13 protein-coding genes are annotated in these 24386 nt (G+C 64.6%); 3 read left to right on the forward strand and 10 right to left on the reverse strand.

The features are described 5' to 3' along the window. The first annotated feature begins 16 nt into the window (after positions 1–16). Positions 17–1234, forward strand: coding sequence for a glycosyltransferase (locus WLQ66_RS01520; RefSeq protein ID WP_340544523.1), 1218 nt, complete (start codon positions 17–19; stop codon positions 1232–1234). Between the two features lie 18 nt (positions 1235–1252). Here WLQ66_RS01520 and WLQ66_RS01525 read toward each other — a convergent pair whose 3' ends face one another. From WLQ66_RS01525 to WLQ66_RS01560, 8 genes are all read right to left on the reverse strand, one after another. Continuing rightward, positions 1253–2095 carry a glycosyltransferase family 2 protein gene (locus WLQ66_RS01525; RefSeq protein ID WP_340544525.1) on the reverse strand — a complete coding sequence of 281 codons (843 nt, stop codon included), beginning with the start codon at positions 2093–2095 and terminating at the stop codon, positions 1253–1255. Further along, positions 2092–4665: a hypothetical protein gene (locus WLQ66_RS01530; RefSeq protein ID WP_340544526.1), complete on the reverse strand. Its 2574-nt coding sequence runs from the start codon at positions 4663–4665 to the stop codon at positions 2092–2094. Before WLQ66_RS01530 ends, WLQ66_RS01525 begins: the two co-directional genes overlap by 4 nt. Next, a complete protein-coding gene (locus WLQ66_RS01535; RefSeq protein ID WP_340544528.1) occupies positions 4662–5564 on the reverse strand; it encodes a hypothetical protein in 903 nt (300 codons plus the stop codon). The genes WLQ66_RS01530 and WLQ66_RS01535 overlap by 4 nt, the downstream gene beginning before the upstream one ends. Further along, positions 5561–6274, reverse strand: coding sequence for a 4'-phosphopantetheinyl transferase family protein (locus tag WLQ66_RS01540; RefSeq protein WP_340544530.1), 714 nt, complete (start codon positions 6272–6274; stop codon positions 5561–5563). Before WLQ66_RS01540 ends, WLQ66_RS01535 begins: the two co-directional genes overlap by 4 nt. Continuing rightward, positions 6271–10908: a MupA/Atu3671 family FMN-dependent luciferase-like monooxygenase gene (locus tag WLQ66_RS01545; RefSeq protein WP_340544532.1), complete on the reverse strand. Its 4638-nt coding sequence runs from the start codon at positions 10906–10908 to the stop codon at positions 6271–6273. Before WLQ66_RS01545 ends, WLQ66_RS01540 begins: the two co-directional genes overlap by 4 nt. Next, the gene (locus WLQ66_RS01550; RefSeq protein ID WP_374015631.1) at positions 10905–11978 is read right to left on the reverse strand and encodes a glycosyltransferase family 2 protein; all 1074 of its coding nucleotides are present in this window, start codon (positions 11976–11978) and stop codon (positions 10905–10907) included. The genes WLQ66_RS01545 and WLQ66_RS01550 overlap by 4 nt, the downstream gene beginning before the upstream one ends. 2 nt (positions 11979–11980) lie before the next feature. After that, a complete protein-coding gene (locus tag WLQ66_RS01555) occupies positions 11981–18472 on the reverse strand; it encodes a type I polyketide synthase (RefSeq protein ID WP_340544534.1) in 6492 nt (2163 codons plus the stop codon). A gap of 266 nt (positions 18473–18738) precedes the next feature. Then, a complete protein-coding gene (locus WLQ66_RS01560; RefSeq protein WP_340544536.1) occupies positions 18739–20202 on the reverse strand; it encodes an O-antigen ligase family protein in 1464 nt (487 codons plus the stop codon). Positions 20203–20366: 164 nt separating this feature from the next. On the opposite strand from WLQ66_RS01560, the gene WLQ66_RS01565 reads away from it, so the two are divergent. Then, complete coding sequence (locus WLQ66_RS01565; protein ID WP_340544538.1) at positions 20367–21119, forward strand: WecB/TagA/CpsF family glycosyltransferase; 753 nt, start codon at positions 20367–20369, stop codon at positions 21117–21119. Positions 21120–21164: 45 nt separating this feature from the next. Here the strand turns inward: WLQ66_RS01565 and WLQ66_RS01570 are convergent, their stop codons facing one another. Together WLQ66_RS01570 and WLQ66_RS01575 are read right to left on the reverse strand one after the other, a co-directional pair. Further along, on the reverse strand, positions 21165–22151 hold the full coding sequence (locus WLQ66_RS01570) for a glycosyltransferase family 2 protein (protein ID WP_340544540.1): 987 nt from the start codon (positions 22149–22151) through the stop codon (positions 21165–21167). Further along, positions 22148–23263 (reverse strand): glycosyltransferase family 2 protein, encoded by a 1116-nt coding sequence (locus WLQ66_RS01575; protein ID WP_340544542.1) that lies wholly within the window; start codon positions 23261–23263, stop codon positions 22148–22150. The genes WLQ66_RS01570 and WLQ66_RS01575 overlap by 4 nt, the downstream gene beginning before the upstream one ends. Positions 23264–23424: 161 nt before the next feature. Between WLQ66_RS01575 and WLQ66_RS01580 the strand changes: the two genes are divergently transcribed. Then, complete coding sequence (locus WLQ66_RS01580; RefSeq protein ID WP_340544544.1) at positions 23425–24375, forward strand: glucokinase; 951 nt, start codon at positions 23425–23427, stop codon at positions 24373–24375. Positions 24376–24386: the final 11 nt, after the last annotated feature.

A 24386-nucleotide genomic window follows, 5' to 3' on the forward strand; every position in this document is an offset into this window, starting at 1 on the left:
ATGGGCCATCGTCCTCGTGAAAATAGCGTATATTCTCAATACCTATCCGCAGCCGTCGCATAGTTTCATCCGGCGCGAGGTACAGGCGCTGGAGCGCCAGGGTCACGTGATCCATCGGATCGCCATGCGGCGCAGCAGTGCCCCTCTGGTGGATCCCGGCGATCAGGCCGAGCAGGCGCGCACCATCTACGTCCTCGACCGGGGTGCAATCGGTCTGCTCCGGGCGCTGATGCGGTCTGCTCGCAGGACGCCGCGACGTCTGATCGGCGCGCTCTGTATGGCCTGGCGCCTGGGGGCGGCGTCGCACGTGGGGCGTCTGCGTCATCTGATCTATCTGGCCGAGGCTGCCTACGTCGCCGATTATGCCGCGCAGCAGGAGATCGCTCACCTGCACGCGCATTTCGGCACCAATGCGACCACCGTTGCACTTCTGGCCTCTGAACTGGGCGGGCCGGGCTATAGTTTCACCACCCACGGGCCAGAGGAATTCGACGCGCCGCAACCCTTGTCCCTGGGGGAGAAACTGAACCGCGCCAGATTTGCGGTAGCCATCAGCAGTTTTGGCCGCAGTCAACTGAGCCGATGGGCGGCCTTTGGCAGCTGGGAGCGGTTGAAGGTGGTGCATTGCGGGATTGAGCCTGCACGTTTTGCAGATCCCGCGCCATTGCCGGAAGGCGCATTGCGGATTGCCGCCATCGGTCGCTTTGTGGAGCAGAAAGGCCAGATGATGCTGATCGAGGCCATGGAGCGTCTGGTCGCGGATTATCCCGATCTGCATCTTGCGCTGATCGGCGATGGTGAGATGCGCCCCGATCTGGAGGCCGCCATAGCGAAGCACCGGCTTGGCGATCATGTCACGCTGACCGGCTGGCTCTCCGAGGCTGATGTCAGGGCCGAACTGGCCCGCGCGCAGGCGCTGGTGATGCCCTCCTTTGCCGAAGGTCTGCCCATGGTGGTGATGGAGGCCATGGCAGCCGCACGTCCGGTTATTGCCACCTATATCGCGGGTACGCCTGAACTGGTGCTGCCGGGAGAGACCGGCTGGCTGGTGCCTGCGGGTGATCCTGCTGCTCTGGCGCAGGCCATCCGGGATCTGGCAGCGACGCCCCATGCCAAACGGGTTGCCATGGGGCAGGCCGGGCGCGCCCGGGTTCTGGAGCGGCACGACAGCGACACAGAGGCCGCAAAGCTGGCGGCGCATTTCCGATCGGCGATTGCTGGGCAGTCCAGCTAGGCCAGCGCAATGGCCCGCCTAGCGGCCCCGCGTCCAGCGGGTTTCCTGTCGGCCGCGAAACAGCGGCGACTTCACCGCGATGGCAACAGCCGCATAGGACATAAATCCCGCCGGGTCGCGCAGCGCCCGCGCCCCAATTGCTGCGGGGCCAGGGCGGGTGACGTCCTCATTGGCCAGCAGTGCGGGGAACCGCGCGGCAATCTCTGCAACCCCGGCATTCTGGCGTCTGCGCACGCGCACCAGATTGCGAAACCCCTCGATCAGCGGCCATTGGTAGCTTGCCTCTAGCCGGAGCCGCTCGTGGGGCGCAAAGCTGAGGCGCGCGTAGATATCGTCGGCGATTATGTCCGGCCAGTCTTCCCAGCGCCCGCGCCCGGCCCGGTTCATCGCAAAGAGGCCAAACCCCGGCACCCCCTGCTGGACAAAGGGCAGTGTTTCCCAGAACCGCCCGTAAAGGCGGCTGATCAGGCTCTTGGCCGGAGCCAGCCGGGGCGACCCGCTGGCATAGCGCGGCGCGGTGCAATCCAGCGCGTGGCATATCTGCGCCATCAGCGGTGGGGCGACACACACATCGGCGTCAAGATATACCAAGATGCCACCGGTGGCCTGCGCTTCTCCCCGTTGAAGAGCCCCGATCTTGCCGCCCTCGCGCCGATCAATCACCCTGCAATCCCACCCGGGCGGCACCGTCACCGCCTGCGCCGCCGCGACCGTGGTGTCAGTGCAACCGTTGGCGATCACCAAGACCTCGGCGGTGGCACCATCCGGCAGCGGATCACTGGCAAACAGCGCCGACAGACACGACCCGATATAGCCCGCCTCATTATGTGCGGGGATCAGCACGCTCAACAGCGGTTTCATTTCGCCGCCTCCACAGCGCGCCAGCGCGGGTTGTCGTCGGTCAGATAGCGCAGGCTGCCCCAGCTGCCCCATTTTCCGGGTGTCGAAACATCCGAATAGGCGGTGAACAGACTTCCGCCCAAGGCGGGCCAGCCCTGCAACAGGCTGCGATACAGGCCGCCCATCTCCTCGGTGTAATTGAAATGGCTGAAAAAACCGGTCAGCATGTCGTCATCGACCATCGGACCCAAGCCAACCACATGGCTGCCGCCCTCATACATGATCAGGTCGAGCCCGTTGGCCTCTGCAACTTTGGCATGATAGGGCAGAACCCGGCCCAGAAGATCGCTGATCGTGTCGTCTGAACTGCCGGAAACCAGCCCGTCCTGCAATTCTGCCGCGGCCAATGCGCTGGCGGCATCATATTGATGCGCCTCGACAAAATCGGCTGCGGCGGTTCCGCTGAGACCCTTGGCCCTGGCGGCGGCCTCAGCCTGCTCGCGGCTCTGGGCAATCCAGGCGCGCAGAATTGGCGCGCGTTCCGGCAGGCCGAGAACGCCGCCGAAATAGCCGGTCACCGCATAGGCGTCAAAAGCGCGGGCCGGCGGTCGGCGCGTGGCATCTTCGGCAACCCAGAGCGGCGCGGTCAGCACCTGTTCCTCCAGCCCCAGCCACCCGGTCTGGGTAGAGATAACGCGCACCAGCCGGTCATCGGCCGCCGCGCCAAAAACCTCCGTCCAGATCGCGGCAACCTCGGCAGCGCGGCCACCGTAGAATTGCATCCACAGATCCTGGCCACCCCAGCGGCCGCGGGCCTGATCATCAGCCCAGACCGCCTGTTCGAATTGCCAGTTCCAGACCTCGTTGGAATATTCCACATAGGCGGTCAGCGCGGGGTCCAGCTGCTCCCGCACCAGCCGCGCGTAGTTACGGACATAGCTGTCGTCGGCCATATGGGGCAGGGTGAACCAGGGCGCGGTGCCAAGCTGATTGGCCAGCGCCACCAGCACCTCCGCTGGCGCACCTTTGGCCGCCCAGCTGTAGTCCTGCACCCTTGGGCGATCCTCCCAGCCAACCTGCGTGCTGTCGTTGGTGGCCATCCAGTCCATGAATCGCAGCGCTGCAAACCCACGCATCCGCGCCATGAAATCCGGATTGAAGATGGCGCCGGCCTGCCAGTCCGACAGGTGTTTTTCCATCACCACCGCGATGTTGCGGATGTAGTCACCGGTTCCCTGCCGGTCGCTGCGCTGAATGCGGATTTCGACCGCGCCGGGACCGGGCGTATAGTCAAAGCGGATTTCGGTCTTGCCGTAGCGGATGTTCTTGGCCCGCCCCGTCACCTCGACAATCCCGTCGCCGTCAAACAGCAGGACATAGCGCCCAGCGAGGCTGGCGGCCTCCGCAGGCAAATCGGTGAGGATCAGCGTCCCGACCGAGCCAAGCTCCGGTGGAATTGCGGTCGGCCAGCCATCAGGGTCCAGATATCCCGCTGCTGCAAGATCGGCATAATCCGCGCCCCCCCATTGCCCGGCCAGATGACCAATCCACGGACGGGCAGTTTTGAAATGGTCGAGAAACGGAGCCTGCGGGCTCCAATCGGCAATCGAGGCCAGGTTCATCGCAATCGGCTGAGGCGGCACCTCGGCGCCCTGGGGCAGCCCCTGCGCTGCGGCGATGTCGCGCGGCGCGCTGGTCTGGCTGGCCGGAACCACTCGGTTCAGCGCAGGCAGCATCGGGTCGTCGGGCAGCGGCGGCGGATCGGCAGGCAGGGCTGCCCGCTGTGTTCGGTCCTGAGCGGCATCCCAGGCAATCTCCTGCAGTCGTCGCGCCAGGTCCGCCGCGGGCGCCTCGTAGCGACCGCCCCATTTGGAGCGCAGCTGGTGCGGCAGCCCCACCGGAGACTGACCGGTCAGCACCGCGTATTGCAGCGCCGACAGAAAATAAAACCCAAGATCATTGGGGTGGATATCATCGGCAAAGACATCTTCGATCCGTGCAAGGCCCGGCACCGTACCTGCCTGTATGGCGTCATCCAGTCGCGCCATCGCCTGACCGGCCTTGAGCAGCCTGATCTCTCCGCTGGTCTTTTTGTTGACCGTGTCGACGACGTTTTGCCAGCGCGGCAGATCCGCCGCCAGCCGGTCGCGCCATTGCATGGTCGCCCCCGGATCAAAAGGCACCTCAACCCCGGTTCCGCTGTTCAGGCTGTGCCAGGTTTCCTGCAGATAGACCTCAACCTCAGGGTTGGCGGTGTGGGCAAGGTTGTAGAACTGCGTCAGCGCCCCCTCGGTATCGCTCCACTTCAGATGGTTGGTGAGGGGGATCGCCTCGGTCACGATCAGCGCATCCACGCCTTCGGCCAGACGGGTGCGGGCATTGATCCCCTCGGCCTGATCGGCATGTGTCCAATTGTAGCTGAGCGGCGCGCCGTTGATGATCTGCGCCTCGACCCTGACCTCTTCGGCGATCTGTCCGGCAGTCGCGGCCGGTTGCCGGGCCAGGAGCTGGTCCAGCATCACCGGATTGTCGGGTCCGAACAGGGAATGCCCGACCATGACGACACTGGCCACCAGATCTGCCAGCGTCATGGGGAAACACCGGTGCGGGGGTGGCGCGTGACCACCTGCCAGACGATCTCCTGCACCTGCCGCGCGGCTTTGGCGCTGAAAGCATCCGCAGGCGAGCCATCGGCGCGTTGCAGCTGATGCGGCAGGCCAACCGGGTTTTTGTGATAAAGCACGCTGACATGGGTCAGCGCCACAACATAGGCGCCCAGATCGTTGATATGGATCGGGTCGAGCGCCCCCTCGGATGTGCGGGCAAAAAGCGCCTCGCGATGAGTCATCCCGTCGATCTGGCCGTCCTCGGCGGCGCGCACGACGGCGGCCATCACCTGTCCTGCGGGGATCAGATAGGCGGGACGTCTCGGATTGCGGCGGCTGTCAGATCCGGCCAGCCCGCCCAGCCAGAGCTGTTCCAGATCACCGTCGATCCGCTTCAGCCAGCCATCCGGCGTATCCAGCGGGTGCCAGGTTTCATAGAGGTATATCCGCGTCCGATCCGACCCCGCCCGGGCCAGATCAGCCCAGCGGCGAAAGTATCGCGCGCCTTTGAAATAGCGCAGCGCGTCGCGCAGTTCGACCATCTCCGTCAGGATCACGGCGTCATACTCACCGGAGCCAACCGCCTCGCGTGCATCCCGCCAGACCGGAGGGTGATTGACCTGATAGAAATGCAGGATATCCAGATCCGGCTCCCAGTGATCCTGCAACGGGGTGCCCGATCCCAGCTGGCTGTTGTAGCTGTGCCCTTCCGGTGCCAGCTGCCGCACCATATGCGGCATATCGCGACCAACCAGCGAATGGCCAAGGTGGAACACCCGCATTGGGCCCGTCGGGGCCTTCAACAAGGGCAGGGCAAAGGGGCTGGCCTGCGCGCGCAGTGGCAGCAGCGACAAGAGGGCGAGAAATCCGCGCCGTCCGATCATCGTACCTGTGGCAGCTGTGCGGCGGTCGCGATCAGCCCCTCCCCGATAACAAAACGCCCGTCAATGGCGTCGCCTTTTCGAAACGGCAGCTGATCCGCCGTGAACCGCGCGCAAAACGTCCCGCTGATCTGATCGGTGCCCTGCGCCAAATCCATCTCCAGTTCCATCCCGTCAAAGCCAAAGAACCGCTCGCTCAGGCGGTACTGACATTTATAAGCCGCTTCCTTGGCCGAGAATATCACTTTGGCGAGCTGGCCGGGGCTGTTTTGTTGTGCGAGCCAGTCACGCTCGGCGGGGCGGCAGATCTGCGGGATCAGGTCATCCGCCAGCGGCGTGTCCTCCTCCACGTCGACCCCGATCCCGCGCATCTGTTGGGGCAGGGCCATAACGGCGACGGCGGCGCTGTGACAATGGCTGATCGAGCCGACAACCTCAGGCGGCCAGACCGGCGCCCGTTTGGGGCCGACCGGAATGGCGCTGGGCGTCATGCCGAGGGACGACATCGCGCGATGCGCGGCAGCGCGGCCCGCCGCAAACTCGCGCCGCCGCTTCTCCACGGCATTTGGCGACAGGCAGGCGGCCTCCTCAGGGAAGGGCGGAGGCGGATCGTCCTGCGGATCACAGGTTTCCACCACGACACAGGCGTCAAACAACCGGCGGATCAGCGCCTTGTGCCGGGCGCTGCGTGAGAGCGGATCGGCAAGGCTCATCCGCTGCGGGCCTTGCGGTTGGCCCGCATCGCGCGGCGTTTCGACATCATATCGGATTTTGCCGCCGCATCGACCGCGGGGGCGGCGGTGTCCTCTGCCGGGGCCGCTCCGGTCAGCGTGTCGATATGGCTGGCCAGCCCCGACAGCGTCGGAAACCGGAAGATATCCGTGATCGAGAGCTTCGGCACATCCAGAGCGCCGCGAATGTCGCGATGGGCCTGCACGGCCAGCAAGGAATGACCGCCCAGGGTGAAGAAATTGTCCTCCGCCCCGATACCGCTGACCCCAAGGATCCCGGCCCAGATCTCGGCAATCTTGCTCTGTGCTCCGGCGCTGAGCGGGGTGTCGGAGGTGGGAGCAGTGATCCGCACCGGTTTCGGGTCCGGCAGGGCCTTACGGTCGATCTTCTTGTTCGGCGTCAGCGGGAAGGCGGCGAGATGTTCGATATGGCTTGGCACCATGACGGCAGCGAGCTGCTGCGCCAGCGCGGCCTTGAGCGCTGCCTGATCCGGCGGCAGCGCGCCGGTGACATAGGCAACCAGCCGGGTGTCTGCCCCGCTGTCGCGCGCCACCACAACCGCGCCGGTTATCCCGTCCATGGCAGCAAGCGCGGCCTCGATTTCGCCCAGCTCGATCCGCTGGCCCCGGATCTTGACCTGATGGTCACTACGGCCGAGGAATTCCAGCTGGCCATCGCCGCGCCAGCGGACCAGATCGCCGGTGCGATACAGACGGGTCGAGGTCACCCCGGCGCCCGCATCACCAAAGGGATCGGGAATAAACCGTTCCGCAGTCAGCTCGGGGCGCTGCCAATACCCGGCGGTGACGCCTGCGCCGCCGATCAGCAGCTCCCCCGGCACTCCGACCGGCTGCGGAGACAGATCCTCCTTGACGACATAAACAGTGGTATTGGCAATCGGCGCCCCGATTTGGGCGGTCCCGGCGGGCACGCCGGATAGGGTCTGCATGGTTGACCAGATCGTCGTCTCGGTCGGTCCGTACATATTGTGGATCTCTGCGCTGGTCGCCCCGCGCAGATCCGCGACCAGATCTCCCGGCAGCGCCTCCCCGCCGATCAGCAGGTGCGACAGCCGCCCCAGCACCGGGCGCGCATCGGCATCCGCGGTGATCATCCGCGCCATCGACGGGGTGCATTGCATATGGGTGACGCCATGGCGCAGGATCTGTGCCGCCAGCGAGACATCCTCCGCCGCCAGTTCCTGCGGGGCATTGGCAAGACGCAGCACCTCCGCAAGGGGTTTCAGCCCCTCCAGCACCACCTCGGGCGCGATGCCATAGTCGATCAGACAGGCGATTTCATCAACGCCAATCCGCTTCAGCTGTTCGACCCGCTGCATGGCATCGGCAATGGTTCCAAACAGGCCGGAGTCTTCGAAATACCGTTCAAAGGCGAAGTCCAGAATGGCCTCCAGCTCCTCTGTCGAGAGCATCCCGAGATCCATTTCAAACGGGTTTTTCACCCCCTCGGGTTTCTTGAACGCGGGGAAGGCCCAGGCGTATTGCTTGATCAGACCGGCCGCTGCGCGCAGGTAATCCTTCATCGGTTCACGGGCCGTGGCGCGGGCTTCCTCGCGGGTATCGGCAAGATAGCTGTGTAGCATCAACGTGACCTTGTGATCGCGCGGATCATGACCAGCCGCGCGCAGGGCGTCGTGGTATATGGCGATCTTGCCCGCGACTTCGTCGATGCTCTGGCCCAGCAGATGGGTCAGCACATTGGCCCCGATGCTGCCCGCTTCGCGCCAGGTCTCGGGGTTGCCGGCCGTTGTCACCCAGACCGGCAGTTCCTTTGACACCGGGCGCGGCTGGGTCAGCACCGCGTGGTCGCCGCCATCCTTGCGCGGGAAGGCAACCTCCTCGCCGCGCCAGAGCTTGCGCACGGTCTCGATCGCCTCAAACAGCGCAGGCTTGTTGGCGGGGGGGGTGTTTTCGGGGCGCAGGATGAAATCATCCGGCTGCCAGCCCGAGGCAAAGCCAATACCGGCGCGGCCGCCGGTCAGATTGTCGATCACCGACCATTCCTCGGCAATCCGGGCCGGGTGGTGCAGCGGCGCCACGCAGGAGCCCGCGCGCACCCCGATATTCTTCGTCACCGCAGCCACCGCCGCGCCGGTTACCGCCGGGTTCGGATAGGGGCCGCCAAAGGCGTGGAAATGCCGCTCCGGTGTCCAGACCGCGTTGAACCCGTGCTGATCGGCGAATTTCGCGCCCTCCAGCAGCAGTTCATATTTGCGCGGACCGGGGCCGTCGTCATTGCCCCAATAGAACAGGTTGAAGTCCATGCCCCGGTCGCTGGTTGCGATGGGGCCATTGGACAGCTGCAACCGAGCCTCATCACTGGACAGCACCAGCTTGAAGCCGCGCGACAGGGTCCAGAACAGCTCAAGCACGGAGATATCAAACGACAGGCTGGTCACTGCCAGCCAGCAATCGCCCGGCTGATGCGGAACCCGCTGGTCCATTGCAGCAAAGAAATTTGCCACATTGCCATGGCGCACCATCACCCCCTTTGGGGTGCCGGTAGAGCCGGAGGTATAGATCAGATAAGCCAGATCCTGCGGTCCCGGCTGGGTGGTCGGCCCACCGCTGCCTGCGGGTGTCTCCGGCAGATCATCCAGGCAGAGAACATCGGCAGATGCGGTGCCGGGCAGCTGGTCGCGCAGACGGCTGTCGGTCAGGATCACACTGGCCGCGCTGTCGGTGATGAAATGCGCGATCCGATCCGCCGGATAGGCCGGATCAAGCGGCACATAGGCCCCGCCCGCGGCCATGGTCGCCAGCGCCGCGATGACCAGCGCAGGGCTCCGCCCCAGATAGATGCCGACATGGCTGCCCGGCGCAACACCCCGGTGGCGCAGCAGCGCCGCCAGTTGTTCGACCTCCTCAGATAGCTCCGCGTAGGTCAGGCTTTGATTTTCGTAGACCAGCGCTGTGGCCTCCGGGGTCCGCGCCACCTGGGCTGCAAATTCTGCCGGGATGGTGGTGTCCTGCGTCCCGGTCAGAGCGGTTTCATTCCAGGCCACCAGCATCTGTTGCCGTTCGGTCTCTGGCAGCACGGGCAGATCGGCAAAAGTCCCCTCGGCCGCTGCGTCGCGCGCTGCGACCAGCATGTTGATCCGAGCGATCAGCAGGTCGACGGCCTGCGCATCAAGGCGTGTGCTATCGGCCTCCAGAGTCAGCCTGCCATCCGTCAGGCAAAGCGTCGCCGCACATCTCGCAATGTGCCGGTCGCTCCCCAGATTGCAGCCGATGTCGGGGCAAAGGCCGCTGCCTGCGGTCTGCCGCAGCTCTGGTGCGCGGGCGATCAGATCGGATGCGAATCCGCCGCTGTTGCGGATGCTGTCGAGATCCTCGCGCAGGCGGGTTTGCAGGTCTGCCAGGTAGCTGTCGCGGCTGGATTGCATCGGCACCCAGTCACAGATCATCCCTGTGATCGCCGCCTGTTGCAGCGCATCATTGCTAAGCGCGATCCCCGCAGCCCCGGACCCTGAACTGCACAGCGCCAGGGCAAGCGCCGTGGTCACCGCATCGGCCTCCGTCATGGCATGGCCGTCGGGCAGGTTCAGCGCGTGGCTGGTGATATCGACTCTGGCATCGCCCGCGGGTCTGGCAAGCGGCAGATCCGTGGCAGGCAGCGCGGCGAGGGCCGCGCGCCATCTGGCTTCGCTTGCCTGTGTTGCGGCCAGCCGCCCTGTCAGATCGCGGCGCGTCTCCGCATCCAGCTGCCGCAGCACATCCCCGATTTGGACATGGGTGCCGGCGCGGATCAGGCGACCATCGCTATGGTGCAACCCCAGCAGCCGCAGCGCGCCGTCGCCGCAGGCCAGCGTGACGCTGGTGTCGTCGATGGCTAGCACGGTGCCCGGTGCCGCCGATCCCGGCACCACCTCGGCAGAGCCGATCAGTACCACCGGCGCGCTGTCCTCCGTGCCCAGATGTAGCTTGGCCGCGCAGAGCGGGTTCCAATAGCCGTTGAAATCAAGCGCGCGGATCAGCCGGTGCACATCAGCCGCGGGCTGCGACAGGTCCAGCAGGGCGCCGGCTTCGGGCCGATCAGCGCGGGTATAGAGCTTGCGGGTGCTGAAATCCTGCGCCTGCCGCGCCAGCGTGTCGGTTTCCAGCTGGCTCAGCACATCGCCGAAGCTGTCCATCGCCGCGGCGTAGCATTTGGCGTTTAGACTATAGGCCGTCTCATCCCCGGCAATCTCAAACAGGCGCTGGGCGAGGATGTCGCCCTCATCCACACCGCCCTCGATCATATGCCAGGTGATACCGTATTCCGTCGCCCCTTCGATCAGGGCCCAGTTCGGCGTATTGAGACCGGCATAGCGCGGCAACGGTCCATCATGGAAATTGACGCCGCCCTTGGTCGCGCGGCTCAGCACGCTGTCGGGGATGATTTCGAGATTGGCAATCGACAGCAGCCAGTCCACCGATCCGCCAAAGTCGCGCGCATCCTCCAGCACGCTCAGCCCCTTGTCAGCGGCCCACTGGCGGATTTCGGCGTCTTTGGTCACCACGGCGGCGATGCTGTGGCCACGGGCCATCAAGGTGTCGGCACAGGCGACAAGCAGCGATTCATTGCCAAGCACGATACAGGAGAATGGGGTCATTTCTGCTCCTCCGGTTGAGACGGGGTCTGGCGCGTTTCCATAGGCTGGGTTTGGCGGCGGAGAAAGATCGCGCGGCTATGATGAACGATCAGGTCCCGCAGAAAATAGGGCGGATCCGAGGCGGGTTTGTCCGACACCAGCCGCCGCAGCCCATAGAGCAGGCTGCCCGTGATCAGCGCCAATGTGGCTCCGACCGTATAGGCGCGCCCATGGGTGCTGAGAAAGTAGTGCAGCCTGCTGTCGAACCAGTATTGCGGTGTGCGCTGCCAATCCTTCATCCCGGTTGAGGCGGATCCCACATGGGCCACCTCGCTTTCCGGCAGATAATGCGTGCTCCATCCGGCGCGGGCGGCACGGTGGCACAATTCGGTTTCCTCGAAATAGAGAAAGAAGGTCTCGTCAAAACCTCCAACCGCCTCGATCACCTCGCGTCGGATCATCAGGCTGGCACCAGCGGTCCAATCCAGCTGAGTTGGCTCGGTCGGGATCTCCATGGGCACCACGGCATCTTTCAGCAGGCGGGTCACGATGCCGGTCCGCACCGAGGATTCGAATTCCCCCGCAATGGTCGGGAACCGGAAGGCGGTGCAATGCGGCGTCCCATCGGTGCCCCGCACATAAGAGCCGACCAGCCCGGCGGTTGGTGTGGCCTGCAAGAAATCCCGCAATGCGCGGATCGCTCCCGGCTGCACAAAGGCATCCGAGTTCAGCAGATAATAAAACTCAGGCGCGCTGCCATCGGCGAGGCCGAGGCGAAAGCCGATGTTCATGCCCGCCCCAAACCCGCCGTTGCGGTCGCTGGCGATCAGGCGCAGGCGGCCGCTGTCCAGCCAGCCACGCTCCTGCACCGCCGTCAGTAATTTGTCATAGGACCCATCGCCAGAGCCATTGTCTATGATCACCACCTCACCTTGCAGCGCGTTCACCTGCTCCAGCGCGGCGGCGGCACAGTCCAGCGTCATTTCGGGCGTCTTGTAGTTCAGGATGATGGTCAGAATACGCGCCTGTTCGGCCCCGGCTGCCGGGCGCGCGCAGGTCTCCGTCTGCTGTGGGGCGGGGCTGTCGGTCATGGTCATTCTGCCGCCTTTGGCGCGCTTTGGCGCAGCGCGGCGGCGTCGGCTGCATCAAGCCGCGCCTTGACCTCGCCTGCCAGCACGCTGACGTTGGGCACCAGCACCATGCTGTCGTGATCACCCGGCACCTCGACGACCTCGATCGCTGGCGCCCAGCGGGTCCAGTCGTTGTCGTCGTAGACATATTCGCGCTCGCGGCTGACCCAGTTCCCTGCCGAGACCTGCCAATGGCGATCAAGCGGCGGGCGGAACAATGTGAGAGGTCCGCTCCACGGGCGCAGCTCATAAGCGGGCAAGGCGGCGCGGAAGGCCAGTTCGACCTTGCGGTTGTTGAACACCGGTGCGCTGCTGTCTTCGCTGGCGGCATACCGGCGTTTTTCGATCTCCCAGGCGATGCGATTGCCGATCCATTCGCCCAGATACCCGATGCCCTTGTGGCGCAGCTCGGCCCATTTGATCAGCGCCTTGTCGCGGCGGTTCAACTCAGGTCGCATCGGCAACGGTGTGTCCAGCAGGATCAGCGCGGCGGTGTCTTCGCCGCTGGCGCGCAATTGCTGGGCCATTTCATAGGCGGTCAGCCCGCCGCCGGAAAACCCGCCCAATAGATAAGGCCCCTCCGGCTGGATGCTGCGGATTTCGGCGAGATAGTCGCGGGCTGCCGCATCAAGCCGGTCATGCGGGGCGTCGTCGCCGATCAGGCCACGGGCCTGCAGCCCGTAGACCGGGCGGTCCTTGCCAACCATCAGCGCCAGATGGCGCAGGTTCAGAACGTTGCCGAACATGCCGGCCACCAGAAAGAAAGGCCGTCGCCCGGTGCCATCGCCGGGGTGGAGCTGCACCAGATGGGTATATGCCGGCGTCTCGGCCTGGGGCGTGCCTGTGTGGTCGGCAGAGGTTTCGGTGGTGAGGCCGCCGCCGGTGCGGGCGATCACCAGTTCGGCGAGCCTCGCGACGGAGGGTGCCTCAAACAGGGTGGAAATAGCCAGATCGACTCCAAAGCTGCGCTTGATCTGTGCAAAAAGCCGGACCGCGACAAGGGAATGGCCGCCAAGGTCGAAGAAGCTGTCGTCGACCCCGACCTGCGCCACCCCAAGCAGCCGGGCAAACTGCGCCGCGATCTCCTCCTCTACCGCGTTGCGCGGGGCGAGGTAGTCGGTGTCGAGCTGTGGCCGTTCGAAGCTCTGGCTGTCCTCGCGCGCCTGCTGCGGAGGCTGATCGGCCTGTGCCATCAGATCCGGCAGCGCGAGGGAGGATACCACCACCTGCGACAGGCCAGTCGCCAGCGCCCGGCGCAGCGCGTCCGGGCCTTCTTCGGCGCGGATGCCCTGGCTGATATTGCGATGCAGTCGGCGTTCCTCGGGCGACAGCGGCTGTGCGCCCGGCGATGCGGCCAGCCCCAGATCCGCGCCGCTGGCGTCTGCTCCCTCTGCCGGGGCCAGTTTGGTTGCACCGGGCAGCTGCTGCATCTGAAAGCCCCGGACCTCAACCAGCACGGTGCCATCTTCGGTGGTCAGGGTGATGTCGAACCGGGCACTGGTCGCATCGCTGTCCATCAGCCGCATATGGCTGAGCACGTCGCAGGGCAGCGGAGCAAAGACCTCGATACCGTCATAGGACACCGGCACCCAGAGCGCGGCACCGCGATAGGCGGGAATCAGGTCAATCGCCCATCCGGTGGCAAGATCCATCAGGCCGGGTGGCAGCAGCGTGCCGTCCTTGGCGGCGATGGCCGGCAGTTGCAGCCGGGCAATGCCTTCGCCCGTCCCCTGTCGCATCTGTTGCAGGACATGCCAGCGCGGGCCGAACTTCAGATGCGCCTCCTGTGGTGTCCGTAGCCGTTCGCGCTTGGTACAGGGTGACGTTTCGATGGCCACCGGTAGCAGATCGGGCAGGGGGTGCCGACCGGGCTGCCGCGCCGCGATATCCGTCTCCAGCAGCGCTTGAACATGCAGGGCATAGCCCTCCGCCGTGCGGCTGTAGACGGCAAACTCATAACCGCGCTCGACCGGCAGCAGCCGCACGACCATATCGCAGGGGGCTGTCTCCGAGACCACGAGCGGGCGCAGGAAATAGAGATCACGCAGGGCAAAAGGCGCCTCATGCCCCAGTTCGGCAAGTGCCTCGGCGGCATATTCGATGTAGCCGGTGCCGGGGATCAATGCAGTGCCATCCTTGGTGCGGTGTTCATCAAGGATCCACTGGTCGCTGCTCAGCCGACGATGAAACAGCACCCCGCCATCCGGGGCAAACTGGCGGCTGTCAAACAACGGCTGATCACAGGGGATCGGATCATCACCGACCTCCTGCTGGCGGGCGCCAATGGCATCTGCCGCCATGCCGACATCTGCCCAGACCCCCCAATCGACGGCAACGACACGGGTTGTGTTGCCCGCAGCCCCGGCACCGCTGCGGTGCTTGGCAAAGGCGTTGAGATATTCATTCGCGGCGACGTAATCGACCTGGCCGATCGGGCGCGTCACCGTCGAGGAGGAGGAGAACAGCACCATCAGCTCCAGCGTGTCGGTGCCGAAAATGGCGTCCAGTACCCGCAACCCGCTGACTTTCGGGGCGAGCACCTGGGAAATGTCGTCCTCGGTCTTGGCCAGAACCGGCGCGTCATTGATCTGGCCTGCGCCATGGATGACACCGGTGATGGGGCCAAAGGCGGTCTCGGCCTTGGCGACGGCGGCGCGCATCTGTTCGCTGTTGCAGACATCGGCTGCCAGCGGCAAGACCCGGCCCCTGCCAATGGCGTCCAATGCCATCACGGCGCGGATGCGCTGGGCGGTTGTATTGGCCGGGCTGTGGCGGTTCAGATAGCTGTCCCACTGGTCACGCGGGGGCAGGCCACCGCGCGAGATCAGCACCACATTGGCGCCATAGCTCTGCATCAGATCCGCGGCGATGGTGCGTCCGATGCCGCCGTAGCCGCCGGTGATCAGATAGGTGCCACCCTCGCGGAAGCCGGGGAGTGACGATGTGATCTGATCCTCCTCCGACAGCTCCACAGGGCGCCACCGCAGGGTGTAGCGCTTGTCACCACGCCAGAGTGCGGTGTCATTTGCAGGCTCCGCCAGCAGCTCCTCCAGCAGGCGATCCGCAATCGACGCGGGCTGGTCCTCCGCCAGCCAGCGCCGCAGCCCACCGGGGCGGCGCGGCAGTTCGATATCGACCGTGGCGCAGGTAAGGTCGGGAATTTCGCGCGGCAGCACACCGGCAGGGCCGGCGATCATCGCCTTTTCGGGGTAGGGCAGCGGCTCGTCGCGCAGCTGGGCCGCGCCAGTGGTAAACACTGTCATATGCAGTGGCTGCGGTAGGTCGATCTGGGCCAGAGCCTGCCCCAGCGCGGTCAGCGCATAAAATCCCATCTCCAGATTGCGATCAAAGAAGGAGGCGCCGGGCCGGAAGGTCTCGCCCTCGGTTACCAGCCAGAAATGGCCGATACGGCTGGGCAGAAGATCGGCCAGCGCCAGATCGGCAAGCAGCGCATCGTAGCCCGCGCGCCCCTGTTCGGGCGCCAGCATATAGCGGGTCTCGCTCAGTTGCGCATAGGTGTCGCCGGGGCACACCCGCACCACCCGGTGGCCAGCCTGATCCAGCCTTGCGGCCAGTTCAGAGCAGAGTCCGGCGTCGTCTTCAAACAGCAACCAGGTTTCGGGCTGCTGATCCAGTTCGCCGGTGACGTCCAGGTCGCAGCTTGCCAATGCGGGCCGCCAGCTGGGGCGCGATCCCCAGTGCGACAGCTGGTCGTGGCGGGCCGGGGTGATGATGGCAGCCTCGGCGCGGGCCGGGGCCGCGGGCTCGATGAAATAGCGGCTGCGCTGAAACGCATAGGTTGGCAGCGGCAGGCGCTGACGCCGTGCATCGCCCCAGATCTGATCCCAATCGGCGTCCAGCCCGCAGGCCCAGAGCCGTCCGATCACCCCAAAGAAATAGGCATCATCCGCCATCATCTGCTCGGGATGGCGCAATGAGCTGAGCACCTGACCGGGTTTGATCTTCGGCGCCATCTGCGCCAGCGAGGACAGCGCCTTACCGGGGCCGACCTCCAGATAGATGCGGTTCGGCACGTCAGCCAGCGTATCAAGACAGGCGGCGAACATGACCGTATTGCGCAGCTGGGCAACCCAGTATTCGGGATCGGTGGCCTCGGCGTCGGTCAGGATCTGGCCGCTGCGGTTCGACAGGATCGGGCGTCCTGGTGCTGTCAGGGTCAACCCGCGCAGGAACTGGCGGTATTCATCCAGAATGCCCTCCAGCATTCGGCTATGGGCAGCAATATCAATCTGGATCCGCTGGTGATCCACCTCATCGGCGGTGAGCTGAGCCGCAAGCGCATCCAGCGCCTCCTGCGGGCCGGACACGGCAGTGAGGCGTGGGGCATTGACGCTGGCGATGTCCAGATCCGGCGAAAGCCGGGCCTCAACCCCATCCAGTGGAAGGGAAATCGACAGCATCCCGCCGGCAGGCACCTTGTCGAACAGCCGTCCGCGCAGCAGCACCAGATCGATGCAATCCTCAAACGACAGCACACCGGCCAGACAGGCGGCGGTGTTTTCACCCATCGAATGTCCCACCAGCGCGGCAGGGCGGATGCCCCAGCTGATCCAGAGCTGCGCCAGCGCAAATTCCACGATCATGATCAGCGGCAATTGCACCGACGGCTGTTGCAGCCGGGCATTGGCGGCGTCTTCTTCCCCCGGTTCCGGCAGCCACAGCGCGCGGATGTCATAGTCCAGCTGCGCCTGAAGGTGGTCGAGGCCCCGGTCCATCCAATCGGCAAAGACAGGCTCGGTTTCGTAGAGATCCCGCGCCATACCCGCATATTGCGCGCCGCCGCCGGGGAACATGAAAACCACCTCCGGCGGACGGTCGGCGCTGTCGTGGTCAAACACGCGTCTGGGGTCGCCCGCCTCAAGCAGCGCGGCGGCCTCCTCGGCGGTTTCGGCGACTAGGGTGCGACGCTTGGCAAAGCTTCGGCGGCCCTCCTTCAGCGTATAGGCCACATCGGCTAGAGGCAGATCCGGGTTCGCGCGCAGATGCGCGGCCAGGGCACTGGCATTGGCATTCAGCGCGGCCTTCGAATGGCCCGAGAGGCAGAGCACCTGAAACGGAAAATCGCTGTCCTCCGGTGCGGGGCGGGGTGCGGCCTGTTCCAGCACGACATGGGCATTGGTGCCGCCCACCCCGAGGGCGTTGACCGCAGCGCGGCGCGGTCCCTTGACCGAGGTCCAGTCTCGCAACCGGTCATTGACCACAAAAGGCGCGGTTTCAAAATCAATCGCCGGATTGGGTGCCTCATAGCCGAGGCTGGGCGGGATCTGACCATGATGCAGCGACAAGGCGGTCTTGATCAGCCCGGCGACGCCGGCGGCGGTATCCAGATGGCCGATATTGGTCTTGACCGATCCGATACGGCAGTAACCCACGGCGGCGGTGGTTTCGCGGTAGGCTTCGGTCAGCGCGGTGACCTCGATCGGGTCACCAAGATAGGTGCCAGTGCCGTGGCATTCGACATAGTCGATGGTGTCCGGCGGGGTCTTGGCGGCGCGCAGCGCCTGTCGCACGGCGCTGGCCTGCCCCTCGACCGAGGGGGCCAGATAGCCGGCCTTGTCGGCGCCATCATTGTTGATCGCAGAGCCTTTGATCACCGCCCAGATATGATCGCCATCCGCCAGCGCATCTTCCAGCCTGCGCAGGGCAACCGCACCGGCACCGGAGCCAAAGACCGTGCCCTGTGCGCGGTGGTCAAAGGCGTGGCAGTGGCCGTCGGGCGACAGGATCTCGTTTTCCTTGAACAGGTAGCCGCGGCCCTGTGGCAGTTCGATGGTGACGCCGCCGGCAAGAGCCATGTCGCAGTCGCCCTCGCGCAGGGCCTTGCTGGCATAATGCACCGCCACCAGCGAGGTGGAGCAGGCCGTCTGAATGTTGACCGATGGTCCCTTCAGATCAAAGACATGGCTGACGCGGGTCGACAGGAAATCCTTGTCGTTGCCGGTATGGCGCAGCAGGAACATGCCCACGTCATCCACCAGCGGTTTATTGGAGCAGATGTTGAAGTAGAAATAGCTGCCCATGCCGCAGCCCGCATAAACCCCGATGGGGCCGTTCTGGCTTTCGGGCGGGTGACCTGCATCCTCCATCGCGCCCCAGGCGACTTCGAGGAATTTGCGGTGCTGAGGGTCGAGAATGGCCGCCTCTTTTGGGCTGAAGCCAAAGAACTCGGCGTCAAATTCGGCGTAGCCGTCCAGCGCAGCGGTAGCGGCGACGTAATTGGGGTCGGACAGCGTCTCGGGGTCTTCGCCTGCGGCCAGCAGATCCTGCTCGCTGACGGGTTTGATCGATTCCACACCGTCACGCAGGTTTTGCCAGAACGCCTGCGGCGACTGCGCTCCCGGCACGCAGAGCGACATGCCGACAATGGCGATATCGCCACTGTAGCGTGACGCGTCAAACGGAGTGCGATCTGTGGTTTTCGCGGATGTTTTCAATTGCCCCAATCGTCCTCAACCCATGTGTCCGAGACAAGAGCCTTGCCCGGACGTAACCCTAACCAATCAACAACACTGACCCTGCGAGCGCAAAGGTCTTGCAACAGTGGCACGAATTGGTCCCCAATCTGTGAACAGGGCGTGCGCCCGCTGGCCCCCAAGCCGACGGATTACCCTGTGCGCAGTGTGAACCCTGCAAAATATATACGGTATCGATAGGGACAGATTGTGTCCAATTCGGCCTGAATTGCGAAGAGAATGCGGCATCACAGCACACTGCGCCGTGCCTTGGCCAGCGGCGCGGTGGCGAGCGCCTGATGGCCGTCGAACAGCTGCCGTTTTGGCGTGAACAGGCCGGGGTATCGCAGGCGCTCAGCATAGCCAAGCACCGACCCGGCACAGAGCCAGGTCACCGGGGTCAGCGTCGCGTTCAGCAGCATATCGACCAGCGTCGCCGCCAGCATCAGCGCCAGAGGCGCGGCAAAGGGCGACAGCGTTGCAGCCGCATGGCGGCGCATCTGTTGCCACAGCAGCACCAAGGGCCCGGCCAGAAGGCCCATCTCCGCGATATAGCCAACCCAGCCAAAGGTACCAAAGACAAGGATCCAGCGACCGTCCGGGATCGATTCGATCTCTCCACTTTCGAGGTTGCGTACCAGATTGCGCCCCCAGCCGCCCCAGCCGAACCAGGGTTTGTCGGCGGCGCGATCCAGCATCAGCGCCTCATTGGTGAACCGAAAGCCCAGCGATTGCGCGCGTTCGGGACTGAAGGCCTGGGCCTGCGCAAGGATGGCATCCACGGGCACCAGCCCGAGGTTGCGCAGCATCGGATAGACAATCGCCACCACCCCCAATGCCAGCGCCAGCCGCATCTGCATCCGGTAGGAAGCCGTCGCCACAATGGGTGTGAAGATCAGGCCATAGACCAGCGAGGCGATGCTCTTGCACAGGATCAGCACCGCAAAAAGGTAAATCGCCGCCATGGTATAGCGTCGCTTGTCCGGGCCTTCGGCACTGCGGGCCAGCGATGTTGCGGCCAGCACTGACATCAGCACGAACAGCGCCAGCCACAGACTATGGGGCAGGAATACAATCGGTCGGAACCCGCCCTGACGCATGGTCTGGCTGAAATCATGCTGAAAGAACCCATAAACCCAGGTGTTTATCTGCGGGCTGAACCGGACTTCGAACAGCGAGGGTATCGAATAGCTCAGCCCGGCCACCATCAGCACCATCACCAGCTGCCGCTGCTGGTCGGGATGTGAGAGGTAGCGGCGCGCCAGAAAGAATGGCAGCAAGACGATCAACTGGTTGATCATCACCGATCCGAGGTCGCGCCAGCGCAGCCCGGGCAGGGCATAGGTCGGAAAGACGATGGGTTCGGCGTTTTCAAGAACGCGGAACACGATCGGGTCACCATTGGTCAGCACGGTTGCAATGACCGAACCGAGAAAGAGAGCCACAAGCGCCCGCATCACCGGATGGCGGGGCCAGATCTCCACCCGCTTACGCAGGATATAGACACAGATCACAAAAGCGACGACGGCCGGAATGGAATCCTTGTCCATATCCGGGACCAATGGCAGGTCGAACACCGCAAGCGGTGGCAGGAACAGATAGCCGCCGATGACGCACCAAAGAATAGCCTGCTGCAACGGCAGACGCCGAAACAGTTTGTATGCGATCACCGGCCAGGCGATCAGCATAAGATAGGCCAAAGCATTTGGCATCGCGTGCGGCCCTGCGCTCCTGTATTTGCCCCCGTGACCATAAGTTTAGCCCCAGATGTCTGCGCTGTCGCCCGCATTCGTATTCTGAGGTAAACTCTTGAAACAGATGCAAGGCCATGTGATCGAAGAGGGGCGTCGCTTTTGGCGCATGAGGGGGGATGCGGGTGTATTTTGATATTCGGGACACACGGATTGATGTGAACATTGCCGATCCGGCGCGGCTGGAACAGGCGGTGATGGGGCATTTCCAGACCCGTCGTGGCTTTGCGCTGGCGACGGTGAATTTGGATCACCTGGTGAAAATGCACAGCTCGCCTGCCTTTCTGAAAGCCTATGCCGCACAGGATTTCGTGGTGGCTGATGGGCGGCCCATTGTCTGGCTGTCACGGCTGGCACAACGACCGGTGGCGCTGATGCCGGGCTCCGACATGGTGCTGCCGCTTTGTCGTTGGGCCGCGCGCGCCGGGGTGCCTGTTGCTCTTGTGGGCAGCACCGAAGCCGCGCTTCAGGATGCCTCCGCGGCATTGAAAGCTGAGGTGCCGGGGCTTGAAATCGCCTGGTGCCACGCGCCGCCGACGGGCTTTGACCCCGGCAGCGAGGCTGCGGAGCAGATCCTGCGCGAGCTTGCGCGCAAGCAGATTGGCCTGTGTTTTCTGGCGCTTGGCGCCCCCAAACAGGAGATCATGGCCGCCCGTGGTCGCGCTCTTGCGCCCGAGGTCGGCTTTGCCTCAGTTGGCGCGGGGCTTGATTTTCTGGGCGGCCATCAGAAAAGAGCGCCCGCCTGGGTGCGCCGATTGGCCCTGGAATGGCTGTGGCGGGCGCTGAGCAGCCCGCGCCGCCTGGGTCCGCGCTATCTGCGCTGTCTGGCAATCCTGCCGGGTCAGCTGCTTCACGCGCTCAGGCTGCGCCACCCCTGACGGAAACTGGCCTGACCGGATCTGGCCTGACCGGGGTGGCGGCAGTTATTTGTATTCCATCAATCCGCGTTTGCGCCCCCGCAGTCGCAGCCAGTGATATTCCATCGCGCCCTGTGCCTCGGCAAATTTGCCGAGAATGGAATAGAATGCGCGACGACGGCCCATCCGGGTAGCCAGCCGCAGGAACTGCACCGGGTAGACCAGCAACAATAGCAGCGCCCAACCGGAAAACGGCAGCAGCATCAAGATGAAGGCCGGGATTCCGGCGCCCCAGATCAGCGCCCGCCGGGTTTCCGCAACCCAATGGCGTTCGGGACCGGCGCCATGCAGCGCCGCCCCCTCGGCAAAGGCGAAACCCGCACGGCGGCTGCGCTGCCACCACTGCGAAAACCGCAGCATCTGGGCATCGTGCAATGTCATCTCGGCATCCAGCCGCCAGATTGACCACCCCGCGCGTGCCAGACGCAGGCACAGCTCAGGCTCTTCGCCCGCGATCAGGTCGTTGCGATAGCCGCCAACCTCCTGCAGGGCGCGAAGCCGCATCAGGGCGTCGCCGCCACAGGCCTTCGCCGGGCCGACCGGAGTGTCCCATTCGTGATCGCAGAGCTGGTTGTAGATCGAGCTGTCGGGGTGACGTTCGCGCCGCCGCCCACAGACCACCGCCAGCCGGGGATCAGCCTCCAGCCGCGCGGTTGCGCTGGCGATCCAGCCCGGCACCACCTCGCAATCGCCATCCACCAGCTGCACATAGGTACAGTCGCCGTCGAGATGGGCCAGACCTGCATTGCGGGCGCGGGCAGCGGTGAACCGCTCGCTCATATCGAGGCTGACAATCTTTACCCCCAGCGCCTCGGCCGCGGCGACCGACCCATCCGTCGACCCGCTGTCGACGTAGATCACCTGACGCAGCTGACCTTGCAGGCTGCGCAGGCAGGCCAGCAGCCGCGCCCCTTCGTTGCGGCCGATGACGACAGCATCGACAATCGGCGGCGTCTGGGCGGCGACCGGCGGATCCTGCACATCTCGGGTCATGCTGCGCTCTCCGCCAGATAACGCGGGGAAACCTGCAGGAAACCGGCCTCGCGCAGCTGTTGCGGCCCGGTTTCCGGCCCGTCATAGCGCTGAGCCTTTTCGGACCATAGGCTGAGATCCGGCGTCGTGGCAAAGCCCGCAACACGCAGCGCATCCTCGCCATGGGAGATGGCCGCGCGGGACAGGGAGGCTTGATCCCGCGCCATCGGATCATTGGCAAATTTATAGTGTTTCAGAACTGCCATCGTGTCGGCGACCTGCACACCGGTCGACAGATGCGGATGCACCGCCGGGCCGACGTCTGCACCGACAAAAACCAACGGGTGTTTGCTGAGGCAACAGTTCTCTCCAAAAACCGCGCCGCGAATGCCACCGAACTGCATTCTGGGTGCAGGCGCGGGCGCATCTGGCAGCCGGTTCTGGGACAGGAAGAACCCCAGCCCGGTAGCCGGATCATGGTAGGGCAGGGCGCGCACCGCGCTGATGTCGTAGTGGCAGAAGCTCTGCTGCACCTCCGGGTAGGCGTGCTGCGCGACCGATTGCAGCGGCGCCTTGGGAAACATTTCCAGCATCTGCGCCATCATCGCGCTATACCCATGCCGATCCAGATAGCGCACCAGCCCGGTCAGGCCGAGCTGCGCCTGCCCCTCGAATTCAAGGATTTCGTCCATATCGGCGAAAAGACACCAGCGACCGGCGCAAAACTTCCGCGCCGCATAACCGCGAAAGATATTTTCAAAGCGGCCCCAGGGCAGGCGGGATTGCAGCACCGTGACATCCGGTTCTGCCGCCAGCCGGGCCAGCGTGCCGTCGCTGGAGCCGGTGTCGCAGAAGACGAAATGCGCCGCCCCAAGCGCGCGGTAATGGGCGAGAAAAACATCAAGGTAATAGGCTCCGTCCCGCACCAGCGCGACCACGGTAACCGCTTCGCGCGGTTGATGAATTTGACGCGGCCCCGACAGGTGCCGGAGCGTTGCACGAAACCGCAGGCGATCAAATGGCATGACGATCCTGCTGTCGAACCGATCCGCAAGACGGGCACGAAACCGGCGGGTCAGCCCATCGGGCGCTTTCGGTGCGGCGGGGCTGGGAGGATCATCTGTGCCGGTCATCGTGGCTCCTGGTCGGACAGTTCCAACTGTGCAAAAACATCGATCCGTGGCAAGTATATTGCATTATGTTAGCGCTAAAACTATGACCGTCGCAGAATTGCATTTCGACGCTGAATACGGCAGTGTCTCGCAAAAATCGGACATGCAGAGGGACAGAGCACATGGGCTCGGACATGACAGTGCTGGTTGGCGACGTGGGCGGCAGCAATACGCGGCTGGCCCTTGCCGGTCCTGAAATCGGCGTCACGGCGCTGCAAAGCTTTGCTAATGATAGCTTTTCCAGTCTCGATGACGTGCTTGCAGCCTATTGCTCGCAGCCCGATCTGCCGCCTTTGGCCGGTGCCTGCATCGCGGTGGCGGGGCCTGTCTATGGCAACGAATATCAGCTGACCAACCGCAACTGGCAGGGGACGGCAGCGGACCTGAGCCGACAGTTGCAGCTAGGCGAGGGCGCGCGGGTTGACGTGATCAACGATTTGGCCGCGCTCGGGCATTCGCTGCCCGCACTGATCCCGGGCCAGCTGTCGTCGCTGCGGGCGGGACACCAGCGCGGACAGCAGGCGCTGGTGGCGGGCATTGGCACCGGCTTCAACGTGTCCTTGTCGGTGGATGGCCACACTGCCGAAGCCGAGATGGGCCATACCAGCCTGTCGGCGCCTGTCGCGCGTGGTCTGGTCGAACGGCTTGGAGAGCGAGCTGCCGGTTTTGCAACCAATGAGGATCTGTTCTCCGGGCGCGGGCTGGTGCGCTATCATCAGGCGTGGCATGGCGTCGCGGCAGAGGGCGGCGCGCAGATCGTCGCGGATTATCTTGCCGATGCCGACAGCCCTGCCGCCGAGACGGTGACCAGCTGGGCGCGGCTGCTGGGGGATTTTGCCCGCGAATTGGTGCCGACCTATATGCCGGGACAGGGGATCTTTTTTGCCGGCAGCGTGGCACGGGGCGTGCTCGGCACCCCGGCCTGCGAGATATTCCTCAAAAGCTTCCTGCAACCTGCGACCGGCGTGCAGAGCCGGTGTGAAACCACGCCGCTGTGGTTGATCACCGACGATGCCGCTGGCGTCAGCGGGGCGGCGCGTTTTGCAATCGAAATGGCCGGCCGCAGTCGCTGAACCGCGCCCAT

It is taken from the genome of Phaeobacter sp. A36a-5a (assembly GCF_037911135.1).
Classification (GTDB): Bacteria; Pseudomonadota; Alphaproteobacteria; order Rhodobacterales; family Rhodobacteraceae; genus Phaeobacter; species Phaeobacter bryozoorum.